Annotated in this window: 16 protein-coding genes; 6 read left to right on the forward strand and 10 right to left on the reverse strand. The window is 63.8% G+C overall.

Annotated features, from left to right (window positions below; all coding sequences use genetic code 11):
• Positions 1-96: 96 nt before the first annotated feature.
• From lpdA to mdh, 9 genes are all read right to left on the reverse strand, one after another.
• Complete coding sequence (lpdA, locus tag KJP29_RS17660; RefSeq protein ID WP_218464819.1) at positions 97-1,482, reverse strand: dihydrolipoyl dehydrogenase; 1,386 nt, start codon at positions 1,480-1,482, stop codon at positions 97-99.
• 36 nt (positions 1,483-1,518) lie between these two features.
• The gene (locus tag KJP29_RS17665; RefSeq protein ID WP_218464820.1) at positions 1,519-1,929 is read right to left on the reverse strand and encodes an MAPEG family protein; all 411 of its coding nucleotides are present in this window, start codon (positions 1,927-1,929) and stop codon (positions 1,519-1,521) included.
• A complete protein-coding gene (locus KJP29_RS17670) occupies positions 1,926-2,498 on the reverse strand; it encodes a hypothetical protein (protein ID WP_218464821.1) in 573 nt (190 codons plus the stop codon). The genes KJP29_RS17665 and KJP29_RS17670 overlap by 4 nt, the downstream gene beginning before the upstream one ends.
• 74 nt (positions 2,499-2,572) lie before the next feature.
• On the reverse strand, positions 2,573-4,084 hold the full coding sequence (gene odhB / locus KJP29_RS17675) for a 2-oxoglutarate dehydrogenase complex dihydrolipoyllysine-residue succinyltransferase (RefSeq protein WP_218464822.1): 1,512 nt from the start codon (positions 4,082-4,084) through the stop codon (positions 2,573-2,575).
• 6 nt (positions 4,085-4,090) lie between these two features.
• Positions 4,091-7,066, reverse strand: a complete 2,976-nt coding sequence (locus tag KJP29_RS17680; RefSeq protein WP_218464823.1) for a 2-oxoglutarate dehydrogenase E1 component — start codon at positions 7,064-7,066, stop codon at positions 4,091-4,093.
• Positions 7,067-7,129: 63 nt separating this feature from the next.
• Positions 7,130-8,014: a succinate--CoA ligase subunit alpha gene (sucD, locus tag KJP29_RS17685; protein ID WP_218464824.1), complete on the reverse strand. Its 885-nt coding sequence runs from the start codon at positions 8,012-8,014 to the stop codon at positions 7,130-7,132.
• Between the two features lie 4 nt (positions 8,015-8,018).
• Positions 8,019-9,212, reverse strand: a complete 1,194-nt coding sequence (gene sucC, locus KJP29_RS17690; protein WP_218464825.1) for an ADP-forming succinate--CoA ligase subunit beta — start codon at positions 9,210-9,212, stop codon at positions 8,019-8,021.
• A gap of 220 nt (positions 9,213-9,432) precedes the next feature.
• A complete protein-coding gene (locus KJP29_RS19475) occupies positions 9,433-9,981 on the reverse strand; it encodes a TetR/AcrR family transcriptional regulator (RefSeq protein WP_218464826.1) in 549 nt (182 codons plus the stop codon).
• A gap of 264 nt (positions 9,982-10,245) precedes the next feature.
• Positions 10,246-11,208, reverse strand: a complete 963-nt coding sequence (mdh, locus tag KJP29_RS17700; protein WP_218464827.1) for a malate dehydrogenase — start codon at positions 11,206-11,208, stop codon at positions 10,246-10,248.
• A 113-nt stretch (positions 11,209-11,321) separates the two neighbouring features.
• Between mdh and KJP29_RS17705 the strand changes: the two genes are divergently transcribed.
• On the forward strand, positions 11,322-12,125 hold the full coding sequence (locus KJP29_RS17705) for a sulfite exporter TauE/SafE family protein (RefSeq protein ID WP_218464828.1): 804 nt from the start codon (positions 11,322-11,324) through the stop codon (positions 12,123-12,125).
• 12 nt (positions 12,126-12,137) lie between these two features.
• Here the strand turns inward: KJP29_RS17705 and KJP29_RS17710 are convergent, their stop codons facing one another.
• A complete protein-coding gene (locus KJP29_RS17710; RefSeq protein ID WP_218464829.1) occupies positions 12,138-12,443 on the reverse strand; it encodes a hypothetical protein in 306 nt (101 codons plus the stop codon).
• Positions 12,444-12,620: 177 nt separating this feature from the next.
• On the opposite strand from KJP29_RS17710, the gene KJP29_RS17715 reads away from it, so the two are divergent.
• From KJP29_RS17715 to KJP29_RS17735, 5 genes are read left to right on the forward strand one after another with little or no spacing between them, the layout of a single operon-like run.
• Positions 12,621-13,472 (forward strand): CoA ester lyase, encoded by an 852-nt coding sequence (locus KJP29_RS17715; protein WP_218464830.1) that lies wholly within the window; start codon positions 12,621-12,623, stop codon positions 13,470-13,472.
• Between the two features lie 3 nt (positions 13,473-13,475).
• On the forward strand, positions 13,476-14,021 hold the full coding sequence (locus tag KJP29_RS17720) for an NnrU family protein (protein ID WP_218464831.1): 546 nt from the start codon (positions 13,476-13,478) through the stop codon (positions 14,019-14,021).
• 9 nt (positions 14,022-14,030) lie between these two features.
• The gene (locus KJP29_RS17725; RefSeq protein ID WP_218464832.1) at positions 14,031-14,234 is read left to right on the forward strand and encodes a DUF1737 domain-containing protein; all 204 of its coding nucleotides are present in this window, start codon (positions 14,031-14,033) and stop codon (positions 14,232-14,234) included.
• The gene (locus KJP29_RS17730; protein ID WP_218464833.1) at positions 14,235-15,269 is read left to right on the forward strand and encodes a MaoC family dehydratase; all 1,035 of its coding nucleotides are present in this window, start codon (positions 14,235-14,237) and stop codon (positions 15,267-15,269) included.
• Positions 15,270-15,276: 7 nt separating this feature from the next.
• The gene (locus tag KJP29_RS17735) at positions 15,277-16,080 is read left to right on the forward strand and encodes a DUF4344 domain-containing metallopeptidase (protein WP_218464834.1); all 804 of its coding nucleotides are present in this window, start codon (positions 15,277-15,279) and stop codon (positions 16,078-16,080) included.
• Positions 16,081-16,223 lie beyond the last annotated feature (143 nt).

A 16,223-nucleotide genomic window follows, 5' to 3' on the forward strand; every position in this document is an offset into this window, starting at 1 on the left:
GCGCGTCCCTTCACTGCTTCATAAATACCTTGGGGGGTGTGGGGGGCAAAGCCCCCCACCTGCCTCGTCCCGGACGCAGTCCGGGGCGAAACCAGATCACATGTGGATCGGCCCGTCACCGCAGGCGAGCGCCGCCTCGCGGACCGCTTCCGAGAAGGTCGGATGGGCGTGACAGGTGCGGGCCAGATCCTCTGCCGCCGCGCCGAATTCCATCGCCACGCAGGCCTCGTGGATGAGCTCGCCTGCCGCCGGCCCGATGATGTGGACGCCGAGAATGCGGTCCGTCTCTTTGTCCGCGAGGATCTTGACGAAACCGTCGCCCTCGAACACGGCCTTGGCGCGGGCGTTGCCCATGTAGGAAAACTTGCCGACCTTGTAGGCCCGGCCTTCCTCCTTCAGCGCCTCTTCCGTCTTGCCGACGCTCGCCACTTCCGGCGCGGTATAGATCACGCCCGGAATGACGTCGTAGTTCACATGGCCCTGCTGACCCGCGATGGCCTCGGCCACCGCCATGCCCTCGTCCTCGGCCTTGTGGGCGAGCATCGGGCCGGGGGTCACGTCGCCGATGGCCCAGATTCCGTCGACGTTGGTCTTCCAATGGTCCACTTCGACAACGCCGCGTTTGTTCGTGGTGACGCCGGCAGCTTCCAGCCCGAGCCCCTCGGTAAAGGCGCGCCGCCCCGTCGCCACCAGCACGACGTCCGCATCGAGCGTATGTTCGCTGTCGTCCTTCTTGAGCTTGTAGGTGACCTTCGCCTTCGACTTGGTCGCCTCCACACCCTGCACCGCGGCGCCGAGGATGAACTCGAGCCCCTGCTTCTTGAGAAGCTTCTGGAAGCTCTTCGACACCTCGCCGTCCATGCCGGGCGTGATGTTGTCGAGGAATTCGACCACCGTCACCTCGGATCCCAGACGCGCGTAGACCGAGCCCATCTCGAGCCCGATGACGCCTGCGCCGATCACCACGAGCTTCTTCGGCACCTTCGGCAAGGACAGCGCCCCGGTGGAGGAGACGACGATCTTCTCGTCGATCTCGACACCCGGCAACGTGGACGGCTCCGACCCGGTGGCGATGACGATGTTCTTGGCCTTGTGCGCCGTGCCGTCGACCGTCACTTCGCCCTTGCCGGTGATCTTGCCCCAGCCCTTGATCCAGTCGACCTTGTTCTTCTTGAACAAGAACTCGATGCCCTTGGTGTTGCTGTCGATCGTCGACTGCTTGTAGGCCTTCATCTGGTCCCAGTCGACCGACGGCGTCTTGCCTTTGAGCCCCATGGTCGCGAAGTTGTGCTCGGCCTCATGCAACATGTGCGACGCGTGCAGCAGCGCCTTCGACGGAATGCAGCCGACGTTGAGGCAGGTGCCGCCCAGCGCCTCGCGCCCCTCGACGCAGGCCACCTTCATGCCCAGTTGCGCGCAGCGGATCGCGCAGACATAGCCGCCCGGGCCGCCACCGATCACGATCACATCATAGTCTGCCATAGGTCCCTCCTTGGCGGTTTGTCGGTTGCCCCGCCGTCAGATCAACGCGGCGAGGATCATGAACATCGTGGCAAGAAAGCCCACGAAAAAGATCAGCGACCGCCACGGCACCCAGCCGAAGGCATAGGCCGGGATATAGATCACCCGCGCCCCGAGATAGACCCAGGCGCAGACGGCGGTGAAGGGGGTCGACTGGTCCGAGAGCGTCACCACCACCACGGCGATGGTGAAGAGGATCAGCGCCTCGAAGTGATTGTTGAAGGCTCGGTAGAGCCGCCCGGTGCGGTCCGACACCTGTTCCATCAGCGGTTTCACAAGCCGCGAGTTGTCGCGGGGCGACAGCGTCTTGCCGGTCCCGAGTTCGAGGTTCGCCGGAACCGACATGAGCCCGAACTGCACGGCCTGCAGAAGCGCGGCGAGCGCGAGGACGGTGATCTCGGGGGTCATTGAAACACGATCTCCACATCCGGATAGCCGAAGACGTCATTGTCTTCCTTCCGCGTGACGGACTGCACGGCGGCCACGGCGGCACCCGCGACGGCGCCCACGGCCCCCACGGTCGATCCCGTGGACACAGACCCCGAGATCTGTTGCAGCGTCTTGTTGATCGGCTGGAGCGGGCGGGTCTGGCTGTTGCCTTCGAAAGAGCAGGTCACGCTGGCGACCGGCGTGCGCGGTCCCAGGTTGGGCGAGACCACGACGGCGGGGGCCACGAAGGACGACTGGAACCCGTCACCCTGAAAGGTGCAGGGAATGCCCGACATCTCGCGCGCGATCCGGCCAGAGCCGTTCAGCACCCGCACCGTGAAGGACGAGGTGCCGTTTTCGTAGAGCGGTTTCGTCGCGGTGTAGGGCACCGGCGCCTGGTTGACCGTCAGCGGCGCCGAACAGGCGGCGAGGAGCGACAGGGTGACGAAGGAAATGAGAATGCGGGACATGAGGGGGCCTTTCCATACGCCCGGGATCGGGGCGCGGCCATATCGCGCGGGCCGGGTCTGGGCGTCAATCATCTGCATGTTCGTATCACGATCTTGCGAAGCGATGCCGCGGTTGAGAGGCGGGACAGGGCCATCCCGTCCCGCCCATCCGATTACAGGTCCATGAGCAGGCGACGGGGATCCTCGAGCGCCTCTTTCACGCGGACGAGGAAGGTCACGGCGCCCTTGCCGTCGACGATGCGGTGATCGTAGGACAGCGCCAGGTACATCATCGGCCGGGCCACGATCTGGCCGTTCACGACCATCGGCCGGTCCTGGATCTTGTGCATCCCGAGGATACCCGACTGCGGCGGGTTCAGGATCGGCGAGGACATGAGCGAGCCATAGACGCCGCCGTTCGAGATGGTGAAAGACCCGCCCTGCATCTCGGCCATCGACAGCTTGCCGTCCCGCGCGCGGGTGCCCAGTTCGGCGATCTTGGCTTCGATGGCGTGGAAGCTCATCTGGTCGGCGTCACGCACCACCGGCACGACAAGGCCATTGGGCGTGCCCACGGCCACACCCATGTGGACGTAGTTCTTGTAGACCACGTCGGTCCCGTCGATCTCGGCATTGACCTCGGGCACCTCTTTGAGCGCGTGACAGCAGGCTTTCACGAAGAAGGACATGAACCCGAGCTTGATGCCGTGCTTCTTGAAGAACAGGTCCTTGTATTCGTTGCGCAGCTCCATGACCTCGGTCATGTCCACCTCGTTGTAGGTGGTGAGCATGGCCGCGGTGTTCTGCGCGTCCTTGAGGCGGCGGGCGATGGTCTGACGCAGACGCGTCATCTTCACGCGCTCTTCGCGGCTCGCGTCCTCGGCAGGCACCGGGGCGCGCGGCGCGCTGGCGGGAGCCGAGGTCGTCGAGGCCGATTTGGTCGCCTTCAGCGCGGCCTGCACGTCCTCTTTCATGATGCGTCCGTCACGACCCGTGCCCTTGACGTCGTCGGGCGACAGACCCGCTTCGGCCATCATTTTCTTCGCCGAGGGCGCGTCTTCTACGTCTTTAGCGGACTTGGCCGCGGGGGCGGCGGCTTCGGACTTCGGCGCGTCCGCTTTGGCGGCGGGCACGTCACCCGAAGACGAGATCACGCCAAGCTGCGCACCGGCGGCGACGGTTTCGCCCTCGCCTGCAAGGATCTCGGTGATCGTGCCGGCGGCGGGCGCGGGCACTTCGACCGAGACCTTGTCGGTTTCGAGTTCGCAGAGCATTTCGTCGGCAGCGACGGTATCGCCCACCTTCTTGAACCAGGTCGACACGGTTGCCTCGGAGACGCTCTCGCCCAAGGCAGGCACCATGATCTTCACGCTGTCGCCACCAGATTTGGCCGTTGCCTCTGCCTTCGGTTCTTCCTTCGCCGCGGGTTTCGACTTCGCGTCTGACCCGCCTTCTTCGATCGTCGCGAGAAGGGCGTCGACGCCCACCGTCTCGCCCTCGGCCGCGATGATATCGCCAAGGGTCCCGGCAGCGGGCGCGGGCACTTCGACCGTCACCTTGTCGGTTTCGAGCTCGCAGAGCATTTCATCGGCCTGAACCGCGTCGCCCGGTTTCTTGAACCAAGTGGCGACGGTGGCTTCGGTGACGCTTTCACCAAGCGTGGGAACACGGACTTCGGTGCTCATGATCTCTTACCCTTCGATCGTCAGCGCGTCGTTCACGAGCGCGGCTTGTTGTGCTTTGTGCTGGCTGGCCAGACCCGTGGCGGGCGAGGCAGAGGCCGGACGCCCGGCATAGGTCGGGCGGTTGTTGGTGTCGCGCAGGCGGCCCAGAACCCATTCGATGTTGGGCTCGATGAAGGACCAGGCCCCTTGGTTCTTGGGCTCTTCCTGGCACCAGACCACGTCGGCGTTCGGGAAGCGCTCCATCTCTTTCACCAGCGAGAGCGCCGGGAAGGGATAGAACTGCTCGATCCGCAGAAGGTAGACGTCCTCGATGCCGCGCTCGTCACGGGCTTCGAGCAGGTCGTAGTAGACTTTGCCCGAGCACATTACGACGCGCTTGATCTTGTCGTCCGCAACCAGCGTCGCGGCGGATTTGCCGGTCGACTGCTGCGTATCCGCATCGTCCCAGAGCACGCGGTGGAAGGACGACCCGGTCGTGAAGTCGGAGGCGTCCGAGGTCGCGAGCTTGTGGCGCAGCAGCGATTTCGGCGTCATCAGGATCAGCGGCTTGCGGTAGCTGCGATGCAGCTGGCGACGCAGGATATGGAAATAGTTGGCGGGCGTGGTGCAGTTGGCCACAATCCAGTTGTCACCGCCGCACATCTGAAGGAAGCGTTCCAGACGCGCCGAGGAGTGCTCCGGTCCCTGCCCTTCGAAGCCATGCGGCAGGAGACAGACAAGGCCCGACATCCTGAGCCACTTCGATTCACCCGACGAGATGAACTGGTCGAACATGATCTGCGCACCGTTGGCGAAGTCGCCGAACTGGGCTTCCCAGAGGGTGAGCGCATTGGGTTCGGCCAGCGAGTAGCCGTATTCGAAGCCAAGCACGGCATATTCCGAAAGCATCGAGTCGATGACTTCGTAGCGCGCCTGTCCGGCCTTGATGCTGTTGAGCGGATAGAACCGTTCTTCGGTCTGCTGGTTCACGAGGCCCGAATGGCGCTGCGAGAAGGTGCCGCGCGTCGAGTCCTGACCGGAGAGACGCACCGGATAGCCCTCGGTCAGAAGCGACCCGAAGGCGAGCGCCTCGCCCGTGGCCCAGTCGAAGCCCTTGCCGGAGGCGAACATCTCGGCTTTGGTTTCGAGAAGCCGACCGACCGTCTTGTGCAGCTCGAAGCCCTCGGGTGCGGTCGACAGCGCGCGGCCCACCTCGTCGAAGGTTTCCTGCGAGATCGCCGTTTCGCCGCGCTGGTAATCCTCGCCCTGCCGGTCGAGGTGCGACCAGCGCCCGTCGAGCCAGTCGGCCTTGTTGGGCTTGTAGTCCTTGCCGATCTCGAACTCTTCGTTGAGAGTCGCCTGGAAGGCGGCCTTCATGTCCTCGATTTCGCCTTCGGGGATCAGCCCGTCCTGCACCAGACGATCAGTGTAGAGCTGGAGCGTCGTCTTGTGGGTCTTGATGTTCTTGTACATGAGCGGGTTGGTGAACATCGGTTCGTCCCCCTCGTTGTGGCCGAAGCGGCGGTAGCAGAAGATGTCGATCACCACGTCGCGGTGGAACTTCATCCGGAACTCGGTCGCGACCTTGGCGGCATGGACCACGGCCTCGGGATCGTCGCCGTTCACGTGGAAGATCGGGGCCTCCACCATGAGCGCGATATCCGTGGGATAGGGCGAGGTGCGCGAGAAGCTCGGCGCGGTGGTGAAGCCGATCTGGTTGTTCACGACAATATGGATCGTGCCGCCGGTGCGGTGGCCACGGATACCCGAGAGCTGGAGACATTCCGCCACCACGCCCTGCCCCGCGAAGGCCGCGTCGCCGTGGAGCAGCACCGGGATGACCGAGTGGTGCTCGGGATCGCCGAACTGGTCGCCCTTGGCCCGCGCCTTGCCCAGAACAACGGGGTTCACTGCTTCGAGGTGCGAGGGGTTCGCAGTCAGCGACAGGTGGACCTTGTTGCCGTCGAACTCCCGGTCCGACGAGGCGCCGAGATGATATTTCACGTCACCCGACCCGTCCACATCCTCGGGCTTGAAGCTGCCGCCCTGAAACTCGTTGAAGATTGCACGGTAGGGTTTGGACAGCACGTTGGCGAGAACCGAGAGACGGCCCCGGTGCGGCATGCCGATCACGACCTCTTTCGCGCCAAGGCTGCCGCCGCGCTTGATGATCTGCTCCATCGCGGGAATGAGCGCCTCGCCCCCGTCGAGACCGAAGCGCTTGGTCCCCATGTATTTGACATGGAGGAATTTCTCGAAACCCTCGGCTTCGACCAGCTTGTTCAGGATCGCGCGGCGGCCTTCGCGGGTGAAGGTGATTTCCTTGCCGTAGCCTTCGATCCGCTCCTTGAGCCAGCCGGATTCCTCGGGGTTCGAGATGTGCATGTATTGCAGCGCGAAGGTGCCGCAATAGGTGCGCTTCACGATGTCGATGATTTGGCGCATCGAGGCGATCTGGAGCCCCAGAACGTTGTCGATGAAGATCGGGCGGTCCATGTCGGCTTCGGTGAAGCCGTAGCTCTTGGGGTCGAGCTCGGGGTGCGGGGTGTTGTCGCGCATGCCCAGCGGGTCGATGTCGGCGATCAGGTGGCCCCGGATCCGGTAGGCGCGGATGATCATTAGCGCGCGCACAGAGTCCAGAACGGCGCGCTTCACGGCGTCCTCGCTCACGTCGACGTTGGACTTCTTGGCACCTTCCGCGATCTTCGCGGCCAGCGCGGCGGGGCGCGACGGAAGGTCGGTCGGCCACTGCCCGTCCAGCGCATGGGTCAGATCGTCGTCAGGTTCCGGCGGCCAGTCGGCGCGCATCCAGGACGGCCCCTGCGCCTCTCGTTTGACGTCCACCTCGGTGTCGCCCAACTCGCGAAAGAACGCCTGCCAGGCTTCGTCGACCGACGAAGGGTCATTGGCGAACCGCGCGTAGAGCTGTTCGAGGTATTCGGCATTGTGCCCCTGCATGAAGGAAGAGGCGTGGTAGAGGTCGTTGGGGCTTTGGTCCGTCATGGTGTCACCTGACAAAATGGGTATATGCGCGCCCGCGTCTAGCAGGCGCGCATGACGATTGTGTTAGCCTGCAATGGCTTTCTGCACGGCCTCGCCCAGCGTTGCCGGGCTGTCGGCCACCACGATGCCTGCCTTTTTCATGGCTTCGATCTTGGACTCCGCATCGCCCTTGCCGCCAGACACGATTGCGCCAGCGTGGCCCATGCGACGTCCGGGCGGTGCTGTGCGACCGGCGATGAAGCCGGCGACCGGCTTCCAGCGGCCTTTCTTGCGCTGCTCGGCCAGGAACTCGGCGGCTTCTTCTTCGGCCGACCCACCGATTTCACCGATCATGATGATCGAGGTGGTCTCGTCGTCGTCGAGGAACATGTCGAGCACGTCGATATGCTCGGTGCCCTTGATCGGGTCGCCGCCGATGCCGACCGCCGTGGATTGACCAAGGCCAATGTCCGAGGTCTGTTTCACGGCTTCATAGGTCAGCGTGCCCGAACGCGACACGACGCCAACCGAGCCACGCTTGTGGATATGGCCGGGCATGATGCCAATCTTGCAGGCGTCGGGCGTGATGACGCCAGGGCAGTTCGGGCCGATAAGCCGCGACTTGGAGTCCACCAGCGCGCGTTTGACCTTCATCATGTCGAGCACCGGTATGCCCTCGGTGATGCAGACGATCAGCTCCATCTCGGCGTCGATCGCTTCGAGGATCGAGTCCGCGGCGAAGGGCGGCGGCACGTAGATCACGCTCGCGTTGGCTTCGGTCTTGGCCTTCGCCTCGTGGACCGAGTCGTAGACCGGCAGGTTCAGGTGGGTCGAACCGCCTTTGCCGGGGGTCACGCCGCCGACCATCTTGGTGCCATAAGCGATGGCCTGTTCGGAGTGAAAGGTGCCCTGCGAGCCGGTGAAGCCCTGACAGATGACCTTGGTGTTTTCGTCGATGAGAATGGCCATGTTCTTATCCTTTCACCGCTTTCACGATCTTCTCGGCACCGTCCGACAGGTTGTCGGCGGCGATGACGTTGAGACCGGAGTTCGCAATGATTTCCTTGCCCTTCTCGACGTTCGTGCCTTCTAGGCGCACAACGAGCGGGACCTGCAGGCCGACCTCTTTCACGGCGGCGATGACGCCTTCCGCGATCACGTCGCAGCGCATGATGCCGCCGAAGATGTTCACGAGGATGCCCTTCACGTTCGGGTCCGACGTGATGATCTTGAAGGCTTCCGTCACCTTCTCCTTCGTCGCACCACCGCCCACGTCGAGGAAGTTGGCGGGTTCCGCGCCGTAGAGCTTGATGATGTCCATCGTCGCCATGGCGAGGCCCGCGCCGTTCACCATGCAGCCGATCTCACCATCGAGCGCAATGTAGTTCAGGTCGTATTTGGAGGCTTCGAGTTCCTTGGGGTCCTCTTCGGTCTCGTCGCGCAGGTTCGCGATGTCGGGCTGGCGATAGAGCGCGTTGCCGTCAAAGCCGAGCTTGGCGTCGAGAACCTTGAGATCGCCCTTGTCGGTCACGATCAGCGGGTTGATCTCGAGCATCTCCATGTCCTTCTCGACGAAGGCTTTGTAGAGCTGGCCCATGAGCGTGACGCACTGCTTGACCTGCGGACCCTTGAGGCCGAGGGAAAAGGCGATGCGGCGGCCGTGGTAGGGCTGGTAGCCCGTGGCCGGATCCACGGAGAACGACAGGATTTTTTCGGGGGTCGACGCGGCGACCTCCTCGATGTCCATGCCGCCTTCCGTCGAGCAGACGAAAGAGATGCGGCTCGTCTGACGATCCACGAGGAGCGCGAGGTAGAGTTCCGTCTCGATGTCGGAGCCGGCTTCGATGTAGATGCGGTTCACCTGCTTGCCAGCCGGGCCGGTCTGATGCGTGACCAGCGTGCGGCCGAGCATCTTGCGGGCTTCTTCCGCGGCTTCTTCGACCGATTTGGCCAGGCGGACACCGCCCTTTTCGCCCGCGCTTTCTTCCTTGAAGTGGCCCTTGCCGCGGCCGCCGGCGTGGATCTGAGCCTTCACGACCCAAAGGGGGCCGTCCATCTCGCCCGCTTTGGTTTTCGCTTCTTCGGCTTTGAGAACCACGCGACCGTCGGAAACCGGAGCGCCATATTCGCGAAGGAGGGCCTTCGCCTGATATTCATGGATGTTCATGAACTCGTCCCTGTGGTTAGCGTTCGGCGCCCAATTGCCATGCCGCAAGCCGCGTTGAAACGGTTTTTTCGGGGCTTGGCTGAAATAGGCCGATAATATCGCTAACTGTGATCACACGCGCAAATCTTGTGATCACAAAGATGTTTTCAATCCCGGAAAGGCGAAAGGCGGGCCTCACGCCCGCCTCCGGAATCGCACCATCCGCCGGAGTGGGGCGCGCTCATCGAGTCGCGCGAAGCCCTTCATAGACGAGGTCATAAGCGCGCCGCCGCCCCTCGGGACCGATGTTGGGCGTGGTCGCCGCGGCGGCCAGCATGACGGCGAAGATCACCACGTCAGCTTCCCGCAGATCCGCCCGCACGAGTCCTTCCGAGACGGCACGGCGCACATGGGGCTTGAGCAGCGCATGGAACCGGTCGATGGCTTCGAGCAGCACGGGATCTTCCCGGCTTTGCGCGCGCACATAATCGGCGACCGGCGAATAATGCACCATTTCATTGTAAAAGGTGGTCACCAGTTCGAAAATCGAAGCGCCCTCTTGCGGCAAACCCGCACTGACCGCTTCGAGTTTATTCAGGAACTGGTCCAGCATCTCGTTGATGAGCGCCCGGCGATCCGCGAAGTGCCGAAAAAATGTCGCTCTTCCAACGCCGGCACGCTGTGCAATGGTATCGAGAGGCGCACCCACACCGCGTTCGAGAAAAATCTCGTCTGCCGCATTCAGGATCCGCAACCGGTTCTCGTTGAAATCGGCGCGTCTTTTCGTCATGTCTATCCCATCTCTTTGTCGGAATATGTGCCGCCCCTCTCCCAAAAACAAAAGGGCAAATTGTCACCGCTCACAGCTGTGACGCATCTATACCACAAATTAACCGAATAGGTGAGACCTGATTGTCCGCTTCTTCAAGGCAGGGGTTCGGCGGCGTATGGTGCGCCTGAACAGCTGGCGATGAAGCCTGGTTCTTTGCCATGAGGAAACGTAAAAGGGGCCGGCGTTTCCGCCAACCCCTGGAATGACAGGTCACGCCGTCGCTTACGCGAGGCCGCCGTCAATGCCCTTGCAGGCTTCCACGAGGCCTTTCACGGCGTCGACCGACTTGTCGAACATTACCTGCTCGTCCTTGTTGAGCTTGATGTCCACGACCCGCTCGATCCCGCCGGCGCCGATGATGGTGGGCACGCCCACATACATGCCGTTGAGGCCCAGTGCACCGTCGACCCATGCCGCGCAGGGCAGGAGGCGCTTCTGGTCCTTGAGATAGGCTTCCGCCATCTCGATGGCCGACGCGGCAGGGGCATAGAAGGCCGAGCCCGTCTTCAGAAGGCCGACGATCTCGGCGCCACCGTCACGGGTACGCTGGATGATCGCGTCGAGCTTGTCCTGCGTCGTCCAGCCCATCTCCACGAGGTCGGGGAGCGGGATGCCACCGACGGTCGAGTAACGCGACAGCGGCACCATGGTGTCGCCATGGCCGCCGAGCACGAAGGCGGTCACGTCCTTCATCGACACGTCGAATTCGACCGACAGGAAGTGACGGAAACGGGCAGAGTCCAGAACGCCGGCCATGCCGACGACCTTTTCGGCCGGAAGGCCGGAGTATTGCTGGAGCGCCCAGACCATCGCGTCCAGCGGGTTGGTGATGCAGATGACAAAAGCGTTCGGTGCGTTGTCGCGGATGCCTTCGCCCACCGACTTCATGACCTTGAGGTTGATGCCCAGAAGGTCGTCGCGCGACATGCCGGGCTTGCGCGGCACGCCGGCCGTCACGATGCAGACGTCGGCGCCCGCGATGTCGGCGTAGTCGTTGGTGCCCTTGAGGATCGCGTCAAACCCGTCCACGGGTCCGCTTTCGGCGATGTCGAGTGCCTTGCCCTGTGGGGTGCCTTCGGCGATGTCGAAGAGGACGACGTCCCCGAGTTCCTTGAGCGCGGCGAGGTGGGCGAGCGTGCCGCCGATCTGACCTGCGCCGATGAGGGCAATCTTGGGTCGTGCCATGAGAGTGATCTCCGATCAGGTTTACTGTCCCTGCGCTGCCTAGCCCCCTTCCCCGATCTGTTCAAGGGCGCGGCGATGCAGCATGGCCGTGTCGCGAGGGGTTGCGGCCAGAAATGGTGGCGCTAAACCTCAAGTGGTCCAAGGGCTTCGGGGTGCGGCATACTGTGGAATACAACCTGACCTTCTTCGCCGTCGCCACGGTCGCCGTCGTCTTTGCCGGCGTTTCCAAGGGCGGCTTCGGGTCAGGAGCGGCCTTTGCGGCGACACCACTGCTCGCCCTGATTCTTGAACCGGGGCAGGCAGTTGGCCTGATGCTGCCGCTCCTCATGCTGATGGATGTGACGGCCCTGCGTCCCTATTGGCGCAAGTGGGACGGACGCGCGGCGGGGGTGTTCATCCTTGGCGCTGTGCCCGGGGTGGCGGTCGGGACGGCGGTCTATTCGCTCGCGAACCAGGATGTGTTCCGGCTCATGATCGGGGCGGTCGCGGTCGGCTTCGTGGCGTTTCAGCTCGCCCGGAAATACGGCCTTCTGCGTCCGGCGCGGCGCCCGATGGGCGATCTGGGCGGTGGCATTGCCGGGGCGGTCGGGGGGTTCACCAGCTTCGTGAGCCATGCAGGCGGCCCGCCCGCCGCGATCTTCCTGCTGTCGCGCGGGCTCGACAAGACGACCTATCAGGCGACCACGGTGCTCATGTTCTGGGCGATCAACCTGATGAAATTCGTGCCCTATGCGCTTCTGGGCATCTTCACCTGGGATACGCTCAAAGCCGACCTGATGCTTGTTCCTGCCGCCGTCGTCGGCGTTTGGCTCGGGGTCCGGGCGCACAACGTGATCCCTGAACGCCTCTACTTCACGATCACCTATGCACTTCTGCTTGCGACCGGAGGCAAGTTGATCTGGGATGCGCTGACCTGAGACGCGCCGGGGTCAGGTCGGCTGACCCGAGGCGACGGCCTCCTCGACCTCTTCCCAGGATTGCCCGGCAGCGATGATGCACATCTGTCCGTCGGGCAGCGTTACCGTGATGGTCCAGCTGCCAGAGATGTCGGAGGCAAAGGTTTCCACGACGCGATCGCCCTGCGCCATGCCGATGGATTGCCGCGACTCGCCGAACCTGTCTGCAAGCTGGGTGAGCACCAATTCCCGGTCTGCGCATTGGTTCTGGGCAAGGACCGGCAGCGTCATGGTGAGCACCGCGCCGATCCCAAGTGAGATAATCAGAGAACGTTTCATGTCATCGCCCTTTCGTTCGGTGCCTTCATCATCGCGAACGAAGCGCGAAAAAGTGGTTAACTCGGCGAACGGCACCCCAAAGGCGTTGCCTATGCTGCGTCGCGGCAGAACAGGGCTTGCCAATTCATGCGCAGCCATGTTGTTTTGCGCAACAAAATTGCCCAGAGGAAGAATCGAATGACCCTGTCCCGTCCCGTGCGCTCCGTGCTCTACATCCCCGGCTCGAAGGAACGCGCGCTGGACAAGGCCCGGGGACTGGTCGCCGACGCGATCATCTTCGACCTCGAGGACGCGGTGACGCCCGACGCGAAGGACGATGCGCGCGAGACGCTGAAGGCGGAGCTTGCCAAGGGCGGCTTCGGCAACCGGATGAAGATCGTGCGGATCAACGGGTTCGACACCGACTGGGGCCGCGCGGATGCCGAGGCTTTCGCCGGGGCCGACATCGACGCCCTGCTCCTGCCCAAGGTGAACAGCGCCGCCGATCTCGACTCGCTGGCCGAGGTTTCGGGCGACACGCCGCTCTGGGCGATGATGGAGACGCCCGAGGGTGTGCTGAACGCCAAGTCCATCGCGGCGCACCCGCGTCTGCAAGGCATCGTCATGGGCACCAACGATCTGGTCAAGGAACTGGGCTGCCGGGTCACGCCCGACCGTTTCGCGCTCATGACCTCGCTGCAACTGGCGCTCCTCGCCGCGCGGGCGGCCGGCAAGGTCATCGTGGACGGGGTCTACAACGCCTTCAAGGACGACGAGGGCCTGCGGGCGGAATGCGTCCAGGGCGTCGCCCTGGGCTTCGACGGCAAGACGCTGATCCACCCGGCGCAGCTCGACGTGACGAACGAGGTCTATGCCCCGTCGGAGGCGGACCTCGACCTCGCACGCCGCCAGATCGCAGCTTTCGAGGAGACCGAGGCCTCGGGGCAGGGCGTCGCCGTCGTCGATGGAAAGATCGTGGAGAATCTGCATATCGTGACGGCGAAAGCTCTGCTCGCCAAGGCAGAGGCCATCGCCAGCCTCGAAGGATAAGCCATGATAGTGTTGATTTTGGGGGTGCTCCTGTGGTCGGGCGCCCATCTGTTCAAGCGCCTTGCGCCCGATGCGCGGGCGCGGATGGGCGACAAGGGGCGCGGGCTCGTGGCGCTTGCGTCCTTGGCCGGTATCGTTCTGATGGTCATCGGCTACCGGATGGCGGACGGTGCGGTGCACTGGGGCCGGACACCGGCGCTCGTCGGGATCAACAACCTGCTCGTGCTTCTCGCGGTCTATCTTTTCGCCGCCTCCGGCATGAAGACCTGGATCACGTCGAAGATCCGGCATCCCCAACTGACGGCGGTCAAGGCCTGGGCGCTCGCCCACCTGCTCGTGAACGGCGATGTTCCGTCTTACGTCCTCTTCGGCGGTCTCCTCGTCTGGGCCGTGCTCGAGGTCATCCTGATCAACCGCGCAGCCCGCCCCGCGAAAGCCACCGGACCCTTCCCGATGGGTAAGGAAATCGGCGCTGTGGTTGGCGCTGTGGTCGTCTTCGGGGTCATCGCCTGGGTGCACACCTGGCTTGGCTATCCAGTGTTCGGGTGAGGTGACGTCGTGAAACTCTATCGCTTCCTGTCGGCCGACGACACGTCGGAATTCTGTCACAAGGTCACGGCCGCGCTCAACAAGGGCTGGGAACTCCACGGCTCGCCCACCTATGCCTTCGACGCCGCGAATGGCGTCATGCGCTGCGGCCAGGCGGTCACCAAGGACGCGCCGGGGGTCTATACCCCGGAGACAAAACTGGGAGAGCAATAGGTGGCAAAAACCAATCCGGGCCGTTTCTTCGAGGATTACCGGGTGGGCGAGACCATCCGCCACGCGGTGCCGCGCACCCTGTCCGGTGGCGAGCGGGCGCTCTATCACGCGCTCTATCCTGCGCGTCATGCGCTTTATTCCTCGGATGAATTCGCGCGGGCCTCGGGGCTGGCGGCCTCGCCCATGGACGATCTGGCTGCCTTCCATGTGGTCTTCGGAAAATCGGTCCCTGACATCTCGCTCAATGCCGTCGCGAACCTCGGCTATGCCGAGGGGCGCTGGCGTGCACCCGTCTGGCCCGGCGATACCCTCGCCTCCGAGAGCGAGGTGATCGGCCTCAGGGAGAACTCGAACGGCAAGTCCGGCGTGGTCTATGTGCGCACGAAAGGCACAAACCAGCACGGCGACGTGGTCCTGGACTATGTGCGCTGGGTCATGGTGCGCAAGAAGAACCTCGATGCGCCCGCGCCCGAAACGGTCGTGCCGGATCTGGCCAAGGTCGTGCCGGCGTCAGAGCTGTGGATTCCCGAGGGGCTCGACTTTACGTCCTACGACTTCGCCCTTGCGGGCGAGCCGCACCGCTGGGGCGATTACGAGGTCGGCGAAACGATCGACCACGTGGACGGTGTCACGGTCGAGGAAGCCGAGCATATGCTCGCCACGCGGCTCTGGCAGAACACGGCCAAGGTGCATTTCGACGCGACCAACCGCGAGGATGGCAAGCGGCTGATCTATGGCGGCCACGTGATCTCGATGGCGCGAGCGCTGTCCTTCAATGGCCTCGCCAATGCACAGATGATCATCGGTCTGAACGGCGGCGCCCATGCCAACCCCTGCTTTGCAGGCGACACGATCCGGGCTTGGAGCGAGGTGCTCGACAGGGCCGAGACGCCTGCCCCCGGTGTCGGCGCAATCCGGCTGCGGCTCGTCGCGGTCAAGGGCGACCATCGGGACTTCGCGCTGAAGGGCGACGACGGGAAATACCTGCCCCATGTGATGCTCGATCTTGACTATTGGGCGCTCATGCCGACCTGATTGCGTCATGCGACGCGCGCTTGCCCTTGCCCTGATGCTTGGACCCTCGGCCCTCTGGGCGGAGGGGTCCAAGGTGGATTACACCTTTTCGAGGGAAATGGCGGCCCGACCCGTCACCGGCGGGGAAAGCCGCGTCAACTCCGATCCAGTGCTCGCCTATGTCGAGGCGAATGTCACCGAAACGCTCTATCACGAGCTGGCCCACGCGCTCATCGACGTGCTGGACCTTCCGGTCTATGGGCCGGAAGAATTCGCCGCCGACATGTTCGCGATCGTCCTGATGAACCGGCTGCACGACGGTGCAACGGTTGGGGACATGGCGCGCGACGTAGGGCAGAACTACCGAATCTATGCCGAACATGCGGGCGACCATCCCGACGACCTTGCCCTGTGGGACGTTCATGGCCCGGACATGCAACGGTATTACAACTTCGCCTGCCTGATGTACGGCGCCGACATTCAGGGGCGCGAGACGATGCTGGCTGAATTCGACCTGCCGGAAGAACGCGCCGAGACCTGCGAGGACGAGTATCGCCTCGCCGCGCGAAGTTGGGGGGCGGTGCTCGACAGTCTGGCCACCGACGCGCCCGGGCAGTCGGTGCGCATCGACTGGGTGCTCAACGAAGGCGATCACCTGACCGACTTCGTCAAGGGCGAGGTCGCCCGTCTGAACGCGGCCATGGTGCTCCCCGAACCGGTGACGGTCAGCGTCATTCCCTGCGGACAATCGAACGCCTTTTATGACCCGGACCCACGCGAGATCCTGATCTGCACCGAACTGGGCGAGGAACTGGCGGCGCTCGCGGAATAGACCGCGCCGGTCGCCGGGCATGGACCCTGCCCTGCGGTCCCGGACCCCGGGAAATCGTGATTTGTCCGCAGCATGCTGACTTTCGGCGAGGCAGCGTCCGCTGGCGCCCAACTGTGATCACAAGACATTTGCGTGTGATCACA

The organism is Maritimibacter sp. DP1N21-5 (assembly GCF_019218295.1).
Taxonomy (GTDB): domain Bacteria; phylum Pseudomonadota; class Alphaproteobacteria; order Rhodobacterales; family Rhodobacteraceae; genus Maritimibacter.

Coding starts and splice junctions, on each gene's coding strand:
- lpdA (WP_218464819.1), bottom strand. CDS start 1,482: ATGGCAGACTATGATGTGATCGTGATCGGTGGCGGCCCGGGCGGCTAT.
- KJP29_RS17665 (WP_218464820.1), bottom strand. CDS start 1,929: ATGACCCCCGAGATCACCGTCCTCGCGCTCGCCGCGCTTCTGCAGGCC.
- KJP29_RS17670 (WP_218464821.1), bottom strand. CDS start 2,498: ATGCAGATGATTGACGCCCAGACCCGGCCCGCGCGATATGGCCGCGCC.
- odhB (WP_218464822.1), bottom strand. CDS start 4,084: ATGAGCACCGAAGTCCGTGTTCCCACGCTTGGTGAAAGCGTCACCGAA.
- KJP29_RS17680 (WP_218464823.1), bottom strand. CDS start 7,066: ATGACGGACCAAAGCCCCAACGACCTCTACCACGCCTCTTCCTTCATG.
- sucD (WP_218464824.1), bottom strand. CDS start 8,014: ATGGCCATTCTCATCGACGAAAACACCAAGGTCATCTGTCAGGGCTTC.
- sucC (WP_218464825.1), bottom strand. CDS start 9,212: ATGAACATCCATGAATATCAGGCGAAGGCCCTCCTTCGCGAATATGGC.
- KJP29_RS19475 (WP_218464826.1), bottom strand. CDS start 9,981: ATGACGAAAAGACGCGCCGATTTCAACGAGAACCGGTTGCGGATCCTG.
- mdh (WP_218464827.1), bottom strand. CDS start 11,208: ATGGCACGACCCAAGATTGCCCTCATCGGCGCAGGTCAGATCGGCGGC.
- KJP29_RS17705 (WP_218464828.1), top strand. CDS start 11,322: ATGGTGGCGCTAAACCTCAAGTGGTCCAAGGGCTTCGGGGTGCGGCAT.
- KJP29_RS17710 (WP_218464829.1), bottom strand. CDS start 12,443: ATGAAACGTTCTCTGATTATCTCACTTGGGATCGGCGCGGTGCTCACC.
- KJP29_RS17715 (WP_218464830.1), top strand. CDS start 12,621: ATGACCCTGTCCCGTCCCGTGCGCTCCGTGCTCTACATCCCCGGCTCG.
- KJP29_RS17720 (WP_218464831.1), top strand. CDS start 13,476: ATGATAGTGTTGATTTTGGGGGTGCTCCTGTGGTCGGGCGCCCATCTG.
- KJP29_RS17735 (WP_218464834.1), top strand. CDS start 15,277: ATGCGACGCGCGCTTGCCCTTGCCCTGATGCTTGGACCCTCGGCCCTC.